The 19821-nt window shown below is 37.8% G+C and carries 16 protein-coding genes; 9 read left to right on the forward strand and 7 right to left on the reverse strand.

Annotated features, from left to right (window positions below; genetic code table 11):
• Positions 1–126 precede the first annotated feature (126 nt).
• The 5 genes from KR50_RS06630 to KR50_RS06650 form a co-directional block, all read right to left on the reverse strand.
• A complete protein-coding gene (locus KR50_RS06630; RefSeq protein WP_041056457.1) occupies positions 127–2073 on the reverse strand; it encodes an ABC transporter permease in 1947 nt (648 codons plus the stop codon).
• A complete protein-coding gene (locus KR50_RS06635; RefSeq protein ID WP_041056460.1) occupies positions 2063–2824 on the reverse strand; it encodes an ABC transporter ATP-binding protein in 762 nt (253 codons plus the stop codon). Before KR50_RS06635 ends, KR50_RS06630 begins: the two co-directional genes overlap by 11 nt.
• Before the next feature lie 102 nt (positions 2825–2926).
• Entirely contained in the window at positions 2927–3931 is a 1005-nt protein-coding gene (locus KR50_RS06640) for a sensor histidine kinase (protein ID WP_041056463.1), read from the reverse strand.
• A complete protein-coding gene (locus KR50_RS06645; protein ID WP_041056466.1) occupies positions 3928–4617 on the reverse strand; it encodes a response regulator transcription factor in 690 nt (229 codons plus the stop codon). The genes KR50_RS06640 and KR50_RS06645 overlap by 4 nt, the downstream gene beginning before the upstream one ends.
• A gap of 356 nt (positions 4618–4973) precedes the next feature.
• The gene (locus KR50_RS06650; RefSeq protein ID WP_041056469.1) at positions 4974–5174 is read right to left on the reverse strand and encodes a hypothetical protein; all 201 of its coding nucleotides are present in this window, start codon (positions 5172–5174) and stop codon (positions 4974–4976) included.
• Between the two features lie 123 nt (positions 5175–5297).
• Here KR50_RS06650 and KR50_RS06655 point away from each other — a divergent pair, with 123 nt between their 5' ends.
• Positions 5298–6806 carry a M81 family metallopeptidase gene (locus tag KR50_RS06655; RefSeq protein WP_041056471.1) on the forward strand — a complete coding sequence of 503 codons (1509 nt, stop codon included), beginning with the start codon at positions 5298–5300 and terminating at the stop codon, positions 6804–6806.
• 198 nt (positions 6807–7004) lie between these two features.
• Here KR50_RS06655 and KR50_RS06660 read toward each other — a convergent pair whose 3' ends face one another.
• Complete coding sequence (locus KR50_RS06660) at positions 7005–7673, reverse strand: Type 1 glutamine amidotransferase-like domain-containing protein (protein ID WP_041056691.1); 669 nt, start codon at positions 7671–7673, stop codon at positions 7005–7007.
• 464 nt (positions 7674–8137) lie between these two features.
• On the opposite strand from KR50_RS06660, the gene KR50_RS06665 reads away from it, so the two are divergent.
• Positions 8138–8650 (forward strand): DinB family protein, encoded by a 513-nt coding sequence (locus KR50_RS06665; RefSeq protein WP_041056473.1) that lies wholly within the window; start codon positions 8138–8140, stop codon positions 8648–8650.
• Between the two features lie 254 nt (positions 8651–8904).
• Here the strand turns inward: KR50_RS06665 and KR50_RS06670 are convergent, their stop codons facing one another.
• Complete coding sequence (locus tag KR50_RS06670) at positions 8905–9450, reverse strand: GNAT family N-acetyltransferase (RefSeq protein WP_041056476.1); 546 nt, start codon at positions 9448–9450, stop codon at positions 8905–8907.
• Between the two features lie 317 nt (positions 9451–9767).
• Here KR50_RS06670 and KR50_RS06675 point away from each other — a divergent pair, with 317 nt between their 5' ends.
• The 7 genes from KR50_RS06675 (at position 9768) to KR50_RS06705 (ending at position 19812) form a co-directional block, all read left to right on the forward strand.
• Complete coding sequence (locus tag KR50_RS06675; RefSeq protein WP_041056477.1) at positions 9768–10334, forward strand: hypothetical protein; 567 nt, start codon at positions 9768–9770, stop codon at positions 10332–10334.
• A gap of 147 nt (positions 10335–10481) precedes the next feature.
• A complete protein-coding gene (locus tag KR50_RS06680; protein ID WP_041056478.1) occupies positions 10482–11237 on the forward strand; it encodes an ankyrin repeat domain-containing protein in 756 nt (251 codons plus the stop codon).
• Between the two features lie 192 nt (positions 11238–11429).
• On the forward strand, positions 11430–12659 hold the full coding sequence (locus tag KR50_RS06685; protein WP_041056479.1) for an ATP-binding protein: 1230 nt from the start codon (positions 11430–11432) through the stop codon (positions 12657–12659).
• 586 nt (positions 12660–13245) lie between these two features.
• On the forward strand, positions 13246–14538 hold the full coding sequence (locus tag KR50_RS06690) for a hypothetical protein (RefSeq protein WP_041056482.1): 1293 nt from the start codon (positions 13246–13248) through the stop codon (positions 14536–14538).
• Entirely contained in the window at positions 14522–16573 is a 2052-nt protein-coding gene (locus KR50_RS06695) for an McrB family protein (protein WP_041056485.1), read from the forward strand. The genes KR50_RS06690 and KR50_RS06695 overlap by 17 nt, the downstream gene beginning before the upstream one ends.
• Positions 16557–18413 (forward strand): nuclease domain-containing protein, encoded by a 1857-nt coding sequence (locus KR50_RS06700; protein ID WP_041056488.1) that lies wholly within the window; start codon positions 16557–16559, stop codon positions 18411–18413. The genes KR50_RS06695 and KR50_RS06700 overlap by 17 nt, the downstream gene beginning before the upstream one ends.
• A 460-nt stretch (positions 18414–18873) precedes the next feature.
• Positions 18874–19812 (forward strand): NAD-dependent epimerase/dehydratase family protein, encoded by a 939-nt coding sequence (locus KR50_RS06705; RefSeq protein WP_052476843.1) that lies wholly within the window; start codon positions 18874–18876, stop codon positions 19810–19812.
• Positions 19813–19821: the final 9 nt, after the last annotated feature.

The following is a 19821-nucleotide window of genomic DNA, read 5'->3' on the forward strand; positions in this document are numbered from 1 at the left end:
ACAAGTTTGTCAGATGGAATTTTGCAGTTATAAAAAATCCCCTGTCCTAACAATGCAGAACTATCTCTGTTAAACAGAGAAAGAAATTTAGCATCCAGGACAGGGGATTTTCCTATTCAATTATATTTACTGCAGCGACATCCGAATCACTTTCTTATAATGCAGCACCGACAAAATCCCAAAGATCGAGTACAGTGCAGCATACAACACCATAACAATGATCATCGGTGTCCACAGCTCGGTTCCGAAAAAGAACCAGCCGGATTGAACGGCGAAGTAGCTGTGCAGGAGGCCGATGACCAGGGGAATTCCAAAGTTGAACAGCTGCTTTTGGAGGATTCCCTGCAGAAGATCCTTTTGGGTGAAGCCAAGTTTTCGCAGGATCTTGTAGCTTGGCTGTTCTTCGTCTCCTTCTTCTACCTGTTTAAAGTAGAGGATGCAGCCAGATGTGATCAGGAAGGTGAGACCGAGGAAGCCGACAACGAACATGATGAAGCCCATATTCATTTTTTGCTGGAGCTCTGCTGCGTATTGAGAGTTGCTGCCAGGTTCATCGCTGAATGGCATGCCGGTAAACAATTCATTCGCGGTTTCTACAGTGTCACTGTCCTCCAGCGTAAAGCCAATATAGAGAGAGGACTCTTCCTGGATTTCTTCGTTACTATCTTCAGAAAGCGCGGCAAAAACAGCTTCGTCCACAATGGCTGCAGGCACTCCGCCAGCGAAATAAAATGGCAGCACACTTTCATCAATTAGTCCGGCATACTCTTTGCTCACTTCAGTTGTGGTTCCATGTAAAGTAAGTGTTCCTTCATCCTGCAAATTTAAAAGAGCTTGCAGGGCGTCGTTTGAGCCGGAAAATAAGATTTCATCCTCGTTTACTTCCATATCCTCCACTTGACTCTCACTCATGACAGCCATGATCATTTTGCCATCTTCAAAGTTAAAATTATCTAGATCTGTACCAAGAATTCCTTCAATCCCGACTTCTGCCTGAATGACGTCGATTTGTTTTTCACTGTAGGCAATGCCGTTTTCATCTAATATCTCACCAAACACTGCTGCATCTTCTTCTGAGACAAAGGTGAAATCATCAGGTGCAGCGCTTTGAGCTGTTTTTCCAGCAGAGTAGTAGGAAATATAGCTTAACGACAGCAGGCCGATCGCAAGTGCGGACACCGTGGTAATAATGGTCAGGAGCATGGCATTTGATTTCATCCGGAACATGATCGAGGAAAGCGACATGACCTGGTTAATGTTTAAGTAGCCGCCTTTCTTTTTCCGAATCAGGTTGGCCATAAAGCTGACAGACCCTTTATAGAAGAAATACGTTCCAAGAATTACGCTTCCCAGGATAAAGACCATGACAGCAAACAATTGAGTCATCGATACAAATTCCCCATCAAAAAGCCGGGAAGATACATAGTAACCGGCCGCAATTAGAAGGATCCCAAGCAGTCCAATCAAAATTTCAAGGATTGAGATTTTCTTGACCCGGCTTTCCGTTTTACTTTTCACATGAAAGAGGGACAGGATGCTTTGGCGTTTGATAAATAAATAGTTCATGGCCATGATCAAAAGATAGACGGCACTAAAGACGAGCAGCGTCTGGATAAAAGCCTGACTTGAGAAATAGAGGTCTGCTGTATCCTCCACGCCGGTTAATTTAAACAGGGACATGGCCACTACTTTTGATATAACAAAGCCGATAAAAATTCCAACGATCAGTGAACTGTAGTAAAGCAGCAGGTTTTCAGCGCTCAAAATAGCAAAAATCCGATTCTTTGTCATGCCGATCAGCTGAAACAATCCAATTTCTTTGCTTCTGCGTTTGATAAATAAATTATTCGCATACAGTAAAAATACGGTAACAATCGCAATCAGAAGAACGGATGCAGTTCTGATGCCTGCTGCGCCCTTTACGGAACCGGACGCTTCATCCATGGATGGATCATATTGCAGCGTGACAAAGGCAAAATAAAGAGCAGCACTGAACATCAGCGCAAATACATATAAGGAATAGCTTTTTAGGTTCTTTTGAAAGCTGCGGAAAATCAGCTGATTAATGCTCATCGTGCACACCACCCAGTACGCCCTGCGTTTTCATAATGTCTTTTAAGAAGGTATTGCGGCTTTCTTCGCCTTTGTTCAGCTGTGTATAAATCTGTCCGTCTTTAATGAAAATCACCCGGCTGCTGTAGCTTGCGGCAACGGGATCGTGGCTGACCATTACAATCGTGGCCAGGCGTTTTTGATTTAAATGCGTCAGCTTGGCAAGCAGGTCAGATGCTGCTTTTGAATCAAGCGCCCCGGTCGGCTCATCTGCAAAAATGATGCTTGGTTCATGGATGAAGGCTCTCGCGGCTGAGGTCCGCTGCTTTTGGCCGCCTGATATTTCGTTTGGATATTTATCCGCGATGTCTTCAATGCCAAGATCCTGTGCGACTGTTTGAAATTTCTTCTGTGCTTCTTTTTTAGACGTACTGGTAATCGAGAGTGGCAGCAGGATGTTTTCTTTTACAGTCAGCGTATCGAGCAGATTATAATCCTGAAAAATAAAGCCCAAATGATGCTTTCTGAACTCCGCAAGCTTCTTTTCCCTGCTTTTTGTCAGGTCCTCCTGTTCAATGATCAAGGAGCCGTGGCTTAAGCGGTCAATCGTGGACAGCACATTCAAAAGGGTGGTCTTTCCAGAGCCGGATGCGCCCATGATCGTCACAAATTCCCCTTTTTGAATGCGGATATCAATTCCTTTTAACACTTCCTGCTTCGTGAATTTATTTCCATAACTCTTATAAATTTTCTTCGCTTCTAATATCGTCATTGCGATTTCCTCCAAGTGATTAAGATACATTCATTGTATCGATTCCTCATTCTGAAGTCCTTTGATTGTCCTAACAATAAAGCAAAGCGTGTGACATTATTGTCACACGCCCTGTATTTCAAGAAATTCATTTTCTTTTGGGAAGGTTAGCGTCACAGTGGTTCCCGTGCCTACGGTTGACTGAACTGAGAGGTGAAGCTGAAGGGGGATGGAAGCCTTTTGTGCCAAATACAGCCCCATGCCGGTCGCATGCTGATCGGGATTGCCGGTAGACGTAAAACCTTTATCAAAAATTCTCGGCAGATCACGGGTTGCAATGCCGCGGCCTTGATCAGACAGCGTCAGGACGGTCTGACCCATATCCTGTGAGGAATGAATGGTAATATCAGAACCTTCATGGCTGTACTTTACAGCATTGGTTAGAAGCTGCCGGAGAATAAAAGAGAGCCACTTCGCATCTGTAAGCACATGAGGAGAGTCCAATACCACTTCAAAGCCGATTTTCTTTTTTAAGCACCAGGAGCGCAGCGTATGAATTTCACTATAAATCAGTGACTCAAGTTCGACTTTTTCAATGAACAAATCATTTTCAATGAAAGGGATGCGCTTTTGATGCAGCTGCTGATCAAGCAAATAATAAATTCGCAGCCATTCATACATAAGCTCAGATTTTAACTGGTGATTTTCTGTCCGGTCAATGATCAACTTCATCGCAGTTAAAGGCGTTTTTACTTCATGGATCCAGGAAAGCAGCTCGTCTTTTTCCTCTTCAAGAAGCAGCTGATTATGGGAAGCATCCTGTTCCAGCTTTTCAATGGCAGAGGTTACCTGCTCATAAACGGATGCTTCAAATGGGCTGTTTGGTTCAGGGAAGCTTGATAGATCCGTTGTCGCCTCCCGCAGTTCGAGTTCTTTATAAAAGGTGGTTTCTTTAACATAACGGATGATGATAAATACGGAAGAAATGACGAGTGACAAAAAGACGTAGTACATCATCGAGTCAAAAGAAAGGGAAGGGTCGAGGTAGGCAATGGTCAGCCCTACAAGCTGCAGGAGAACAATAAGCCCAATCCAGCTCATTCTCTCCATCATAAACCTCCTGATCATTTTTCCACCTTCTCAATGGCTGTGTATCCTTGACCGACCTTCGTTTCAATGGCATTTCCAAGTCCAATCTCCGCCAGTTTTTTTCGCAGTCTATTCACATTGACGGTTAACGTATTATCGCTGATAAAGCGCTGATCATCCCAAAGCAGATCCATCAAATACTCACGGGTCACGACCTTATTTTTTCGTTCAACTAAAAGCTTGAGGATGAAGATTTCATTTTTCGTCAGCTCAATCATGCCCTGATCATTTTTCACACGGTTGCTTTCCATGTCGATCGCAGCCCCCATCCACATTCTCAAATCTGATGTGGTTGAACTGTAGTTATGCACCCGGCGCAAAATCGCCTGAACCTTTGCGATCAGCACTTCAAAGTGAAACGGTTTTTGGATAAAATCATCCGCCCCCAAATTCATCGACATTACCATATCAGTGGGGTGGTCGCGTGAGGATAAAAAGATAATCGGAACATTCGAATGCTCACGAATCATGCGGCACCAGTGGAAGCCATCAAATTTGGGCAGCTGAATATCAATAATCACTAAATCCGGCTGGGTCTGGGCAAAGCTTTCCATTACCTTTTGAAAGTCATTTACGCCGTGCACCTCATATTGCCAGTCGGTCAACCGGTCTTTGATCTCTTTAAATAGCGTTTCGTCGTCTTCAATTAATAGGATTTTAAACAACTGAATCACCTGCGCTTTCAGGTAAAGTATAGCAAAAAGGGGAGCGGGGAGGGAAATTCAGGATTTATTTATAGTCATGTGAGCATTTGTCAAATAACAATTTTCCGCTTTTTTAATCAGTCATTCTACTCTATCGTTCAAAGATCCATCCTTCCACCAGATCTTCCACGTATTTTTGATTTCTTCTTTCTAAATTCAGACCAATTAGAAAGGGTAGCAAAGCATTAATTGCTATATTTTACAGAATTATTGTATAATTAAGGATATGACTGTTTTAGAGCAAGGGCGGACAGTGAAATCTCTTGAAAGTTACGATCGTGACAGATCTTATTTATTTTTAGACTCTCTTTTACGATCTAGAAGAACGCGATTTTTTGATTTATCGTTTTAGCATATACAGCAGCGTTTGGAAAAGGATTCATTTTTATAATAGTATTTTTGTCATGGTCATGGGCATCATGTTCGGCTGTTGTGATTCTATGGTGCAGCGGTAAGTCAATAAGACCAGTTGGTTTAAAATCAGGATCGGGGGATTGAATTACCTCTTTTAGAACCATCCTCTATTGATTTGCATACATTATTAGACCAAATCATCAGTTCATTTTTCATGTCATTTACATCATTAATCGTTCATGAGATTGGTAACATAATGTTGTGAATAGCAGGAGGAAAAGGAAAAAATGACAAGACATAAGATTGCGATCGGCGGAATTAAACATGAAACGAATACTTTTTCTAATGTGAACACAACGGTGGATATGTTCAAGCAGAGTGAATGGGAAAGCGGTCAAGAGATCATCGACAATCACAAAGGTGTAGGAGATTACTTAGGCGGAATCATTTCAAAAGGGGAAGAAATGGACGTAGAGCTGATTCCCACTTTTTGGGCGAGCGCAAATCCCATGGGGTTGATTACTAGTGAAACCTACCAGGAATTACTTACTCACCTTCTATCAAGCATAAAACAGGTGAGTGATCCCGATGGCATCTGTCTTGTCCTTCATGGAGGAGGGATCGCAGAGGGGGTTGATGATCTTGAAGGAAGCATCCTATCTGCAGTAAGAGAAGTCGTCGGCAAAAAGATTCCAATTGTAGCTACGCTCGATCTGCACGCGAATTTGACAGAAACGATGATCAAAGAAGCGGATGCTTTGCTTGGGGTGAATTTTTATCCTCATACCGACTGTTTTGAAAGAGGACAAGAAGCGGTTGAAAAATTAATCGACATCATTGAGGGGAAAATTAAACCTGTGATGCATTTTGAAAAGCTTCCGATGATGATTCCTTCGAGCACATCGGATCATTCCCCGGTAAAAGATATAAATGAGCGGTGCTGGATGTGGGAAGAACAGCAAGCTGTAATTGATTGCACGTTCTTTCACGGTTTTTCCCACACCGATATCCCTGACATGAGACTTTCTGTTCTTACGACTACGGATCAGGATAAGGAATTAGCTGTAAAAATTTCTCGAGATGTAACCGATCAAATATGGAATCTGCGCGAGGATTTTTATCTTCCTTTCCCTGGTCCAAGAGAAGGATTAGAGCAAGCCCTTTCAGAGCAGGGCGGTCCTATAGTCATTAATGAAACATCAGATAATCCCGGAGCGGGAGCACCTGGGGATGGCACTCATTTATTGAAAGAAATGATTGATATGAATATTGAAAATGCTTGTTTTGGCTTTATTTATGATCCTGAAACAGCAGAAGCTGCTCATGAAGAGGGAATAGATAGCAAGATTTCCATTTTGCTTGGAGGGAAGACAGATTCCCTGCACGGAAGCCCTTTAGCCGTTCATGCTTATGTGAAAGCACTATCGGATGGAAAGTTTGTTCACAGCACCGAAATGTATAAAGACAAAAAAATGGACCTAGGTAAATCAGCAAGACTTCAAATAGGTCATGTAGATGTCATTGTCTGCTCAATAAGGGCACAGACATTTGATGAACAAATGTTTATTCTGCACGGGATTGATGTGACAACCTATAAAATCGTTGCGTTAAAATCTGAAAATCATTTTCGTTCCTCTTTTACGCCTCTGGCGAAGAAAATCATTACAGTAGACTCACCTGGGTTGAGTTGCTACAATTTACAGAATTTGGATTACAAAAGAGTGAACAGACCCGTCTATCCCCTGGATAAAAGCATTACTCACAGAAAAGAAAAAGTTGGTAAAGGGTCACATTGAAAAATAGACTGACATGTTAAGCTGCTAAATCCCCATTGACCTGCCTTTTTGGTAGGTCATTTTCTTCGTCAGCCACCTATATATTAGATGGAATATTTTCCAGAACATAATAAGGTAAAGCCCCCGAGAAAAAAATCACATCACTAGTTGAACAAATCAGGGAAATCATTGCTAGGCGACGGGCTGACGATCTGGTTGTTAAGGAATAAATCGTTTCCATTTCCCCTCTGAAACCATTTCAACGGTCCCCTCATTAACTTTTATTGCCGTCTGATCATCAATTGCGTAGCCAGGTATTGAAACACCCTCAGCCCATTTTTCTGCATTTTCCAATGTATTATCCGGCAGCAGTTCATGACCAAGATGAGGAAACAACGCAAAATCTACGAAACCGAGTGCTGCATCTCCTCCTGCAGGGGGACGCCAGCCTACGAATTCTTCACCAATTTTCGGAGCCATCACCATGCTCCCTGCGCTCATCCCCACATAAACGGCATTCAGTGACGGCAAGAGATCTGCCAGACCGGATTCCATCATCCAGTGATTCAGAAAAAGTGCGTCGCCTCCTGATACCAGCAGGACATCCGTTTCTTTTACAAGCGGAACCCACCGGTCTTTTCCGATGCTTGGCAGCGCGGTGAGCTCGAGAATGCCAACAGACTTCCAGCCGAGGTCGACCATGGGATTCTCAGAATTTCCGGTGATAAACTCCCAGGCTTTGACGCCCGGACCGACCCAGGGATGACCGTACATGGCAGTAGGAATGCACAAAGCGCTGCATTCGGCAATTGGCTTATCCAGCATGTCCACTAGCGCCTTGTGGATTGAAGAGTTATTGACACCCGCGGAAGTTAGAAGCAGTTTCATTCCTGACGTTTCCTGAGAACTGAAATTTTTAACATCCTGATTCGGCATGTGTTTTCCTCCATTACGTCTTCATTTGGTAAACCGTAAGCAATTTTTCAAGGCATTCATTTTCCGGCGATCCCACTGGATTTTTTATGATAAGTATAACCTGGTATTTTCCTGAATAATAGTGTGATTATTCAATTAAATTAATTTGTCCAATCTTATCTATGAATATCTAACTGGTGAGCCTCAATTTATAGTAAGTGTTCTAAATGACCCAATGAATGAATGCTAGTGTGAAAGATGTGACTTGAGAAAGTTGCGTAGGGTTTTTGCTATAAACCACTTGAATAACTAATTTTCATGGGGGTGTTGGCAGTGAGGTGATATCTGGAAATTAAACTATTTTTAAAGAGAAGAAGAATACTGCCTCATTTATTTAATACAATTATAAATGATGGTTTAGAGAGGAGGATGTATAGATGGAGAATCTGAAATTGATTGAAACATATAAAGATTTTTTACGAAACTATTCAATGGAACAGCTAATGCATAAACCTGAGCAAAGAGTTTGGTCCATTGGTCAAATGTATGACCATTTAATTGTTACTGCTCAAGAGTACCTTGACAGTGTGGAGGAATGTGCATCCGCCGGTAAAGAACAAGAGGGGACAAAGACGGAGTTTGGAGAGCAAATATTTTCTACTGGCGGATTTCCTCCAATTAAAATTACAATACCAGAAGAGCTGAGTCCTCCGCCTGCTAATACAAAAAGTAAAGAGCACTTGATGCTTGAACTCGATCAATTAATAAATAGGCTGGATAAATGGGAAAGGAAAGCAGATGAAATAAATCCTGTTTACAAAACTGAGCATGGGGGCTTTGGATGGCTGAATGCAAAGGAATGGCTGGCGCTTGTCGAAATGCATTTTCGTCACCATCTGCGCCAGAAGAAAGATCTGGATGAAAAATTGGGCTTAAAAGCAGATCATTAATTTCTAGTCCTTTCAACAGAGAAAGGATCTAAACTTGACCATTATGTATGAAGATACAGACCTGGCTGCGACAACCAGACCCCGCTCTATGCCGCAAACATTCACGGATTGAGCGGCTGATAAATTAAGGAGCTAGAAGTGAGAGTGAAGGTTAATAAAATTTAAAAGAAATGCTTGGTCCGGAGGGTGCCTGCCGGACTGTTCCGCCCCTTAAGACCATTTGGCTTTAGGGGCTTCATTAGGCAACGTACCTGTTATTTGAATAACTTATACCAATACAAAGTGGTTTCAATATTTGGATTATACGACTGTTTCAATGTGTCAACTCCACCTAGTAAAAATCCTTGTTTCACATAAAACCTGCACGCTCCAAGATTATCATCTTGCGTTTCTAAAGACATTCCGATAAGTTCTCCTTGTTTAGCCCACTCTTCGGCTTTCGTTAAGAGCAGCTTCCCGACTCCATATTCTCTAAATTCTTTTTTTGTAGCAATATTTTCAATGTAACAGAAGCGATTCCAATCCTTCGTTATTCTAATTTGCCCAATGCACTTAGTATTCTTATAAGCCAAAAATAGAGCTTTGTCTTCATTGTTTATATATTGGCTCCAATCAAGTTTATCATCCGGGAAACGAATCTCTTGAGCTTCATTATATAGTTTCTCTTCAAAAGACCATTTTCCTGATTGAAAACTGGGTTCAATCTTACCAAACACTTTAAAAGAATCATTTGTTTTATTGATGTCCTTAGTTAATTCATCTTTTAATGGATAAATGATTATTTCTTCTGCAATATTCATTTTTACACCTTCGCTTTCTGAAAAAACAGCACAAGCCTAAATACCTACCTGCCTTATTCAATTTTACTGCTTACTAAGCAAAATAAAAGCTTAGACAACTAAGTTTAGTGGACGTTTCAAAAATTGGAGTTTCATTCTCTTTACTTTTACTATCGTTAACCGTGACTTCTTAACTCTTAAAGGATAGCCTATAGGTAGTATTTGAACTATAAAAAGAAATTGAGAGGTTTAACTTGATAGAGATTTAGAGGGATAAGCTCCAGTTTAATAACGATTTCCCTTCAAAGTATTAGCCTTTATGAAAGGAGTAGTGTTGAATGAGAAAAAGTGGAATGGAACGATTTCTTGTTAAGGGTGCCGAGACAGATTTGAATCTATTAGAATTTTGGCAGTGGAATCAATCAGATCTATTAAGTAATGCGCTTCGCGGAACACTTGCAGAGTTTATCGTAGCGAAAGCTGTAAATGCGATTAACAGAGTGAGGATAGAATGGGACGCTTATGATTTAGTAACGCCTTCAGGTATAAAAATTGAAGTGAAATCAGCCGCTTATGTTCAGTCATGGGCACAAACTAAAAATTCCATTATTTCGTTTGGCATTGCGCCTGCAAAAGGCTGGGAAGCGAGCACAAATACATATGCTGCAGAAACAATGAGAAGCGCAGATGTGTATGTGTTCTGTTTACTTCATGAACAGGATCGCAGCGTTGTAAATCCTCTGAATTTGGATCAGTGGGAATTTCTAGTGCTTTCAACTGAACAGATGAATAGAGAAAAAAGAAATCAAAAGACTATTGGTTTAAATAGTTTATTAAAAATGAAGCCAGTTAGAATTGGGTTTCTTGGGTTGGATGTAGCGGTGCAGGAAGTGATGACGGGATAAATAGTTTTATCCTAATCTTTAACCAAAAGAAGGTATTTTTTGTCAGTTAGTACGGGGTCAGGGACGATAAATCCATGAGTAATACATCTCTTGGTTTCAAAACTAGTTTTTGATTTAAGTAGAAAACGGTTTAGAAAGGGAGTAAACATGACCATTATATATGAAGATGAAGACCTGGCAGCAGAAGTTGTCAAGGCAATTCAAACTGGCGAAGTGGGTAAGGTTGAAAGGCTGATTTCTGAAAATCCTTTTCTAGTAACAGCAAGAATCGTTAGTAGAGATTATGTTGAGCATAGCAAAGCGTTAGGCATGTCGCGTACGCTGCTTCATATTGTGACCGACTGGCCGGGCCACTTTCCAAATGGTGCGAAGATGGTGAAAGTCCTGATCGAGGCAGGTGCTGACGTGAATGCCAGATTCACAGGTCCGCATAACGAAACGCCACTTCATTGGGCTGCGAGCAGTAATGATGTTGAAGTAATGGATGTTCTTCTTGATGGCGGTGCTGAGATCGACGCGGATGGAGCTGTGATTGGAGGCGGGACTCCGCTGGACGATGCGGTTGCTTTCGCACAGTGGGATGCAGCACACGGTTTAGTTGAACGCGGAGCACAAACGAAGCTATGGAATGAAGCTGCACTTGGGCTTATGAATCGTATTCAGCAGCGATTTCAAGGCAGTAATTCTCCAACTTTTGACCAAATTACTGAGGCATTCTGGTTAGCGTGTCATGGTGGGCAGCAAAGTGCAGCAGAGTATCTTCTTGCTCAAGGAGCTGATTTTAACTGGATTGGCTACGACAACCTCACCCCGCTGGAGGCAGCCCAACGAAATCACGCGAACCCTGCACTGATCGAGTGGCTGATAAATCAAGGAGCCAAAAGTGTGAATGAAGAGTGTTGAAATTAAAGAGAATTTGCTTGGTCCGGAGGATAATGCCTTCCGGATCATTTTTAAATTGATGATTTAAGTCATTGAGTGAAAAGTGAAGGACGGATCCCACGAACTCAAGCTCAAATTTTTATTTTCCACGTAATTAAAAGCTCTTCGCAATATGCTATGATATTAGCAAAAATATAATTTAAGAGGGATGAAATGAATAAATCGGGTCAAATTGTTTTAGTGTTGATTTCGCTTCTATTCACCAGTTATCAAAGTGTGTTCAATGGTGATGACTTTTTCACGATGGACTTCTTTATCTTTACCCTTATCGCCTGGCTTGTCGGCTGGCAATATGATAAAGCTCGTTACTATGAAAAACAGGCACGTTCGAGTGAAGAGAGCTATAAACAATTGCTGGATTCATTGCCCGAATCCATTCTGATCCACCGGGATTGCGTAATTGTTTACGTCAATCAAGCTGCTGTGTGGATGATGGGTGCTGGCAGTGAAAAAGAGATAATCGGTAAGTCAATTCTGGATTTTATTGATGCTGAATATGAAGAACGTATAAAGGAACGAGTAAAACAGGCAAAAAAAGAGAAACGGCCGTTAAACAGTATCGAGCACAGATTAAAACGTCTGGACGGATCGAAGTTTTTCTTTGAGGTTTCTTCCTTGTCCATTTTATATGGTAAAAAACGGGCTGTCCTTTCCATCGGAAAAGATATTACGAGCAGAAAACTGCAATCTGAGCAGCTCATTCAAAAGTCTGAGAAACTGGCAATGCTCGGTCAGCTCGCAGCAGGTATCGCCCATGAAATCCGTAATCCTCTTACTTCTATTAAAGGGTTTATCCACCTGCTTCAGGCCAATAATCGAAAAGAAGAATACTTTGATATTGTCTTTTCAGAGCTTGATAGGATCAATGAAATCGTAGGCGAATTCCTGGTTCTTGCCAAACCAAGCGCAGCAACATTTGTCGAACAAGATGTGAAGGTATTAATTAAAGACGTTGTCACCTTAATTAATACTCAGTCCATTTTGAACAATGTCCAGATTTTCGTTGAGTTTGAAAGTGATTTGCCAATGGTCAGCTGCGAAAAAAATCAAATCAAGCAGGTTTTTCTAAACCTCCTTAAGAATTCAATTGAAGCCATGCCAAAAGGCGGGATCATCGATGTGAAGGTAAGGGAAAAAGAAGATGATCAGATTTCAATCATCATTGTGGATCAAGGTGTCGGAATTCCAAAGGAGAGGCTTTCCACTCTTGGAGAACCCTTTTACACCACAAAGGAAAAGGGTACGGGTCTTGGACTGATGACCTGCTATAAAATTATTGAAGGCCATCACGGCAAGCTGAACATTCAAAGTGAAGTCAATGAGGGAACAACGATTGAAATCATGCTGCCTGCTATTACTCAATCGTTATTGAAAATGAAGTAAGCCATAACAAATGGTTTGATAAAGTACATATGAATTTCTTTCAACAATCTGGAAAGTCACTGCTTAAAATAATAAGTATTTTGAATGAGTAGGTTGAATTAAATTAGAACTGGTACTTATGTATAGTTAAATGACAAAAGGCTAAGAAAAACTTGTAAATCTAAATTCATCTTCATTAACACCTGGAGTCTAGATTAGTATGGAGTCTTCTCCATAAGAAGTTTAAGATAGAAATCTGCTCCAACATACTTGTTGTTTTGGACTAAATCCTGGTCTACTACAAAATATATCTCCTTTCTGTAATACATTATTGTGTCCTTAAGTAACTTCAACTGCTTTTCTGGAACCAAAAACTTCCCCTTTAGCAATGTAATCCGCTAGTTGTCTAATTGCTTTGTCAGATACTAGAAAAATTGATTCTTCTCCGAGTTCAAGCCCAGCTTAAAAAAGGGGGTATGTATTAGGTGCTTGCTTCTTATAAGAAAATTTATGAAAATAATAAAAATAAAATGCATAAAAGTTAAAATTTGTTATAATTAAGATAAAAATGTACAAAACTATGAGTTATTAAAGAGGTGAACAGTGTGTGTTGGATCAAGACTGGCTAATAGATTCTTTTACTAAAGCAGAACTTGTGCTTGTTTGTAAAGAGCTTAAAGTAAATGTTCATGGGTTTCAAAGAAATCTTTTTAAAGCACCAGAAGTTTTATTGACGAAGTCATTAAATGATGCATTGAATGTTGGGACAAAAAGAAAAAAACAAAATGCGATTTCTGTAGATGATATTACTAAAAAAATATATATGAAATTATTAGAAAATCATCCTTATTTAAGAGAGATTACATTTGAAGAATTCATAATTAGAGCAGAGATAGACACAAGTTTATCAATCTCAGAAATGATTATCATTTCAATAGAAGCATTTATAGGAGATTATAAAAAACACAAACTTATAATGATAGAAAATTATCAAAAAGGAGAGTACTTGTTTAGTGGATTATCTAAAGAGCTTTCCCGACCATTAATTAAAAAAATTAACAATTTTATTTTTACAGATACTTTCAAAGAATCTAGATCGGAAACACTACATCAATATGTAAAGAATATTAAAGGAAATAAGTTAGAGTATTATGAGAGCATTATCGGAGAGATTAGAACAGAGGATGATCTCTTTAAAAGATTAATGAGAACGCAGCCTAATAATAAACTCCTTGTTATAGTTAGTTTTTTGCTATATGAAGATAATTATAAACTAAATAAATACAGTTCCCTCTTAGAGTTTTCAATTACGGAAATTCAAGAGTTTAAGTTGATCACAACTTCAAAAATACTAGAGAAAGAATTAGAAGATAATATAATATACAAAAAAGAAAATAGAGAATTAAACGATCAAGTAGAAAACCTAAAGATTGCTCACAATGAATATAAAAGAAATTTTATAAAGCTTGATGAAGATCTTAAAAAAGCTCTGCAAATGCTAAATGATACTAAAGTTAAAAATATTACATTAGAAAAAATAGCAAAAAAACATGAACCTCTGATATTTTTCTTTTTAAGATTAATTAGTGAAAACAAATTCATTATTATAACTAATGAAAGAGGACAAATTACTAATACTATTTTTGAAGATATTACACTATCTCCTTCCGAACTTAAGAAAAACCTCAGAAATAATAGTAATTCATTTAATGATCATATAATTTTTGTAACACGAGTTTCTTTCCAAACTGGTAAAGATTGGTTTAAATTTAAACGAATACTTGAAGAATATAAATTGACATATGAGGAATTAGGACATTACGAGCTCTCTGATAATCTCATAGAAATTGTAGGATATTTAAATCGAAAGGAGATTTTAGTTTATGCTGACGAGATTTGAACAGCAAGAAATAAAAGATAGTGACAAAAGATATATTGAGGAATGTTTTATACTAGGAAAACTGGCAGAAGATTCATATGACTTACCTGGATTAGGAAAAGAATCTGGAAAAGCTGTTAGTTACACGCATGTTGGTGATTCGGATAATGTAGTCTTTTTTATTAAAGCATGTTCCGATGAACCAGTCTTACTAAAAAATCTTTTAAATAAATCTCCAGATGATGTATATATCACTTTCGATAACCGTAATAAGTTATATTTAAATAAAGAAAATTATCAAAATGCTGATGACAAAGTAACCTTTATAAAAGAACATTTTAAGGATAAATTAATATTATTCAAACCTAAATTGAACTACGATCAAATAAAGAAGAGGTACCATTACAATTTCGATATTAAATTAGTAGAAGAAGAAGGAAACTTTTCTGCACACTATGTTCCAGTACCCCATATTAAGAAAGGAATATCTCATAAAAGATTTGAAAAACTATTATTAGATCAAAAGCCAATAGAGTTAGAACAACATAATCATAGCTTTGATACCCCTGAATTTATTGTGTGTGACAGTTACATATATCAAATTCCGGATTCAGAAAGTTTTGAAAAGTATAAAGCAAGAACAACGACTTATATTTGTCGAAGACCAGAAGAAATTAAAAGAGTTCCTATTCCTGAGGATTGGAATTATTCAATGGCTAAAATTCCTTATAAAGATCTATGTTTTATATCTACAAATGCTAGAGGTACTTTAATAGATTCCTTTGAAGAAAAAGGTGAATCCATTAACGATTCTTACAGCCAATCAGATGCTGAACAAAACAAACCATTAGAAGAAGAAAAATTTGAAAATGGTTCCCCGAAAGATAATTCGCAACATAGTGGGGTGTATCATAGCCTAAAAGAAGCTGCTGAAACCGAATTTTTAGAAAGACTAACCACATTAGCAGAAAAGAAGGAGCTAATATATGATCAAAATGATTTGAAAAATTTCCACATTTCGATAAAAACTGGAACTTTGACTATTTTAGGGGGTATGAGTGGGACGGGTAAGTCACAATTAGCACGCTTATATGCAGAAGCTTTGGGTTTAAAAGAAAATGATAACTTATTATTTTTACCTGTTAGCCCATCTTATACGGAACCTTCCGATATACTTGGATTTCTAAATCAACAAACTGGTATCTTTATGGAAAGCGATACAGGATTGACAAACTTTTTGATTAAAGCAAGTAAAGAAACAGATAAAATGTTCATGGTTATTTTTGATGAAATGAATTTGGCACAAATTGAATACTATTTTAGTGACTTTATTTCTATTCTAGAAGCTCCAAAAGGTGATAGGAGGTTGAGACTATTTAGTGAAAGGAGTATATGTCATCAGGAAGATTACCGTAATGGTATTATTGATTTTGGTAATAACATTATTTTTATAGGTACTATGAATATAGATGAGTCTGTCAAAATGCCGACTAACCGAATTTTGGACCGGTCAAACTTTCTGATCTTGGAAAAGAAAGGTTTTTTAGAGGCTAAAATATATGAAGAAGAACAATTAAATCCAAGTGATACAGAGTTAATATCTAATGACGATATAAATGAAATAAGTGCTTCTACCTTTAATTTATGGATTAAAGATTCCAAAAGCTTATCAACTTTAGAAGATGATGAATTAAAAATATTAGACGAAATTCATGATCAGATTAGTAGTTATGACTCTCAAACTGGAGTATCTTTTAGAATAGCAAAATCAATGGCTCAATACCTTGAAAATATACCTCAAGATGAGGATGGTAACGAGCTATTATCCAGGGACGTAGCCTTTGACTATCAAATTAAGCAGCGTATACTACCTAAGATAAGAGGGTATCGTGATCAAATTGAAAATCTTGTTTTTAAAATAGATGGTGAAGGTAAGGTAATAGAGGGCGAAATAAGTATGATACTGACAAAGTATGAGCACAGAAATTTTGAAAAATCATTAAAATATCTTCAGCAAAAGTCAAGAGAGTTGATCAGAAATGGCTATACTTTGTAACGATATTAGTTTACCTGTTTCATTATTCGTATTTCATGGTAATTATAGAACCCAGGTTAATGAAGTATATCTTAAGAATACCTATACTAAATCACAAAATCCCATAAATTTTAAAGAAGAATTGAAAACAGGTTTTCAATTCTTCATAGATACTGAAGAAGATTGGGATGAAGATGCTAAAATTGAAATTCAAACCTCTTTGTATAACAACGAGGATACGCAAGAACATATTCAATATCCTTTGAATAAAGAACCACTAATTAATTGGGTTTACCAAAATAAAAGTAATGAAACATTTCCTTGGAGAATGGGAACTTATATGCTGAATATTATTTATAAAGGAGTGTCATACACTACAAGTATTTATGTGACTCCTCTATATTTGACTGACCAACAAGTGTCTATTATTCATAATTACTTAGAAAAAAAAGTTGAGGGTCTAATTTACGACTTAGTTTACAGTAGCAAAAATGTAAAAACACAAGATGAGGTTCAAACTAACTGGTATTTTGATTATGCAAAATATATGATGAGACATAAAACCATTGTGAACTTTAATCTATTGAAATTGGAAAACGAACCAAAAACAAAACTTATAAGTGCATACCAAGTAAAACGTAATATAGGTATAATTGATAAAAAATCTATACGGTGGGAAACATCCAGTCATGGAGTCTCAAAAAATTCTAGTAATTCATATCCCAATTACTTTTTTAATCGTATAAAAAAAGAAGAGTACAATAATACTGTAAACCAATGGATGAAAACTATTTTATTTAATTGGAGTGGAGATATTCATAATGTAACTGATTTTATAACTAAGGCCCAAGATTCAATTAAAATAAAGCTAAGTTCAATTAATAGAAAACTTGAAAAATTAGAGCTCCGTAAAGACTTTATTAAATTGCAAAGAGAAGTAGCAAGAACAGAAAAAGTTGACCTTTATGTTCAAACAACTACACTTAAAAAAGATTTAGATAAGTATAGGAATATTTATGATCAACAGCATAAATGGTTAGATAATTTACGTTCTATTCACAGTAGAATTGTTCATTTATTGTATAAATCTTTTTTGTCCGAAGTTGAACGCGGGAAAATAAAGCCCTTGTTAACTTCTAGCAATTACTATTTAATAAATGAAATTTTTGAAAAATCTAAACTCATACAAAAGAATGCTGGAGATAAAGAACAATTTGTTAAGCTATATAAGCCCTTTTGGCAAATTTATGAATACTACTGTTTGTTCACCATAATAGATTGTTTAAATAAGTGTGGTTTTATTCTTAAAAAAGATAAAGAGTTTGATTTACTAAAGTCTTTTTACTATAACGAGATACCTTCTGGATCTCATTTTTTATTAGAGAAATCTGATTTAGTAATCCATTGTTGGTATGACAAATATCATGGTGATAAATTCACAGCTGAACTAAATGGCGATTTATTTTTTACAGCTCAAGAAAAAAAGAGGCCAGATATAAAATTAGATTTATACAAAAAGCAGTTAGATGGTTCATTAAAGTTCCAAGGTTGTTTAATTTTTGACGCTAAGTTTCGCAAGTTTTCTAACATGCATAACAATGACTATGCTACCTCCACTTATCAACAGTTGACGAATTATAGTTTATTCTTTTATCTAGGTGAAGATCGATCAACGAGACCTGTAGTGGACAAAGTGATTTGCCTGTATGGTAGTGAAAGCAAAGGCCCCATTAAAAAAGAAGTATTCCCTCTTACTTATATTAATCTTTTTCCAAAATTGTTAGATAACAATGAAATTGAGATAAAAGGTGAACATGAAGTTTTGATTGAAATTAATAAATGGATAGGTGGAATTGAATAAAAGAACACCTGTAGCATATTAATCTCTAAGTATAATAAATGTCGAATAAATTTCTTGATTTTGAAACCAAACCTATTTTATCACTTATCTTATGTAAAACTGTTTTAAGCTTATTAAAATCCATACTAATAATTGCAAATAAAGCTGTTAAGGCTCTCTTTGACGAGACGAGTTCAATTTATTCAATTCTGTAGGAGTAATATTCATCATCAAATTATTATACAAACGAGAATATGCTTGGTCTGGAGGATACCCTCTGGACTTTTTTTGCATTAATAAAAGACTAAAATCATCTTTCATCTCCATGTTTGTCTGGTTTTTAAAAATACCCCTTCCCCCGAAAAGGCTAGAACCCAAAAATACTGAGTGCCGTCTCAACTAAACAATTTTCTCGCATATATTAGTTGAGACGTGAGGAAAAGAATGTTCCTTAGTACAAAAAAGTAAAGGAGGGATGAAAGTGTTTGGAAACGTGTTGGTTACAGGAGGAGCTGGTTTTTTGGGGTCACAGCTCGTTCAGGCTTTATTGCCCTTATCAGATCATATTTATATTATCGATAATTTATCAACGGCTTCTATAGAAGCGGTCCCGGCATCTAACAAAGTCACTTTTTATCAAAGCTGCATCACAGACGAGAAGGTCTTAGATGAGATTCTTCCAAAGGTGGAGTATATTTTTCATTTTGCGTGCAAAAATCTTCTCCTGTCTGTCATTAATGTAGATGCTGATTTTCATACAAACGTGCTCGGCGGATTCACGCTTTTGCGCAAAGCAAAAGAGCTATGCCCGAACCTGAAGCGGTTTATCTACGCCTCAACTGCGTCTATCTACGGAAATGCCAATATTCTTCCTACGCCTGAGTCCTACTATAATATTGGACTGCCGTATTCAGCGAGCAAATTTACAACCGAACACTATTGTGATGTGTATTACACTCTGTATCAAATGCCTGTGACGACGTTGAGATTTTCAAATGTCTATGGTCCAGGCCAGCTTGTTTCCAATCCTTACTGCGGGGTCATTGCTAAATTTTTTGATTCAGTTCAAAACGGGCAGCCGCTTCAAATTTACGGAGATGGAAAACAAACAAGGGACTTTACTTATATAGAGGATGCGATTGAAGCGACATTGCTTGCGGCTAGAACAGATGCGGCCATTGGGGAGAAATACAATGTGGGAACCGGGGAGGAAACAAGCATCGTCGAACTGGCCCAGGTCCTCAAACAAGTAACCGGCACACAAGCACTCGCTGACGAGTATTGCCCAAAACGTGAGGTGGATGTTGTGCAAAGAAGATGCATGCACACAGGTAAAATTGAACAGGAACTGCACTGGAAAAACAAACACACGCTTTTTGAGGGGCTTGAGAAAACGAAAAGATGGCTGGAGGGAACGTGAAAAAAGCAA

This window comes from Jeotgalibacillus campisalis (assembly GCF_000829515.1).
Classification (GTDB): Bacteria; Bacillota; Bacilli; order Bacillales; family Jeotgalibacillaceae; genus Jeotgalibacillus; species Jeotgalibacillus campisalis.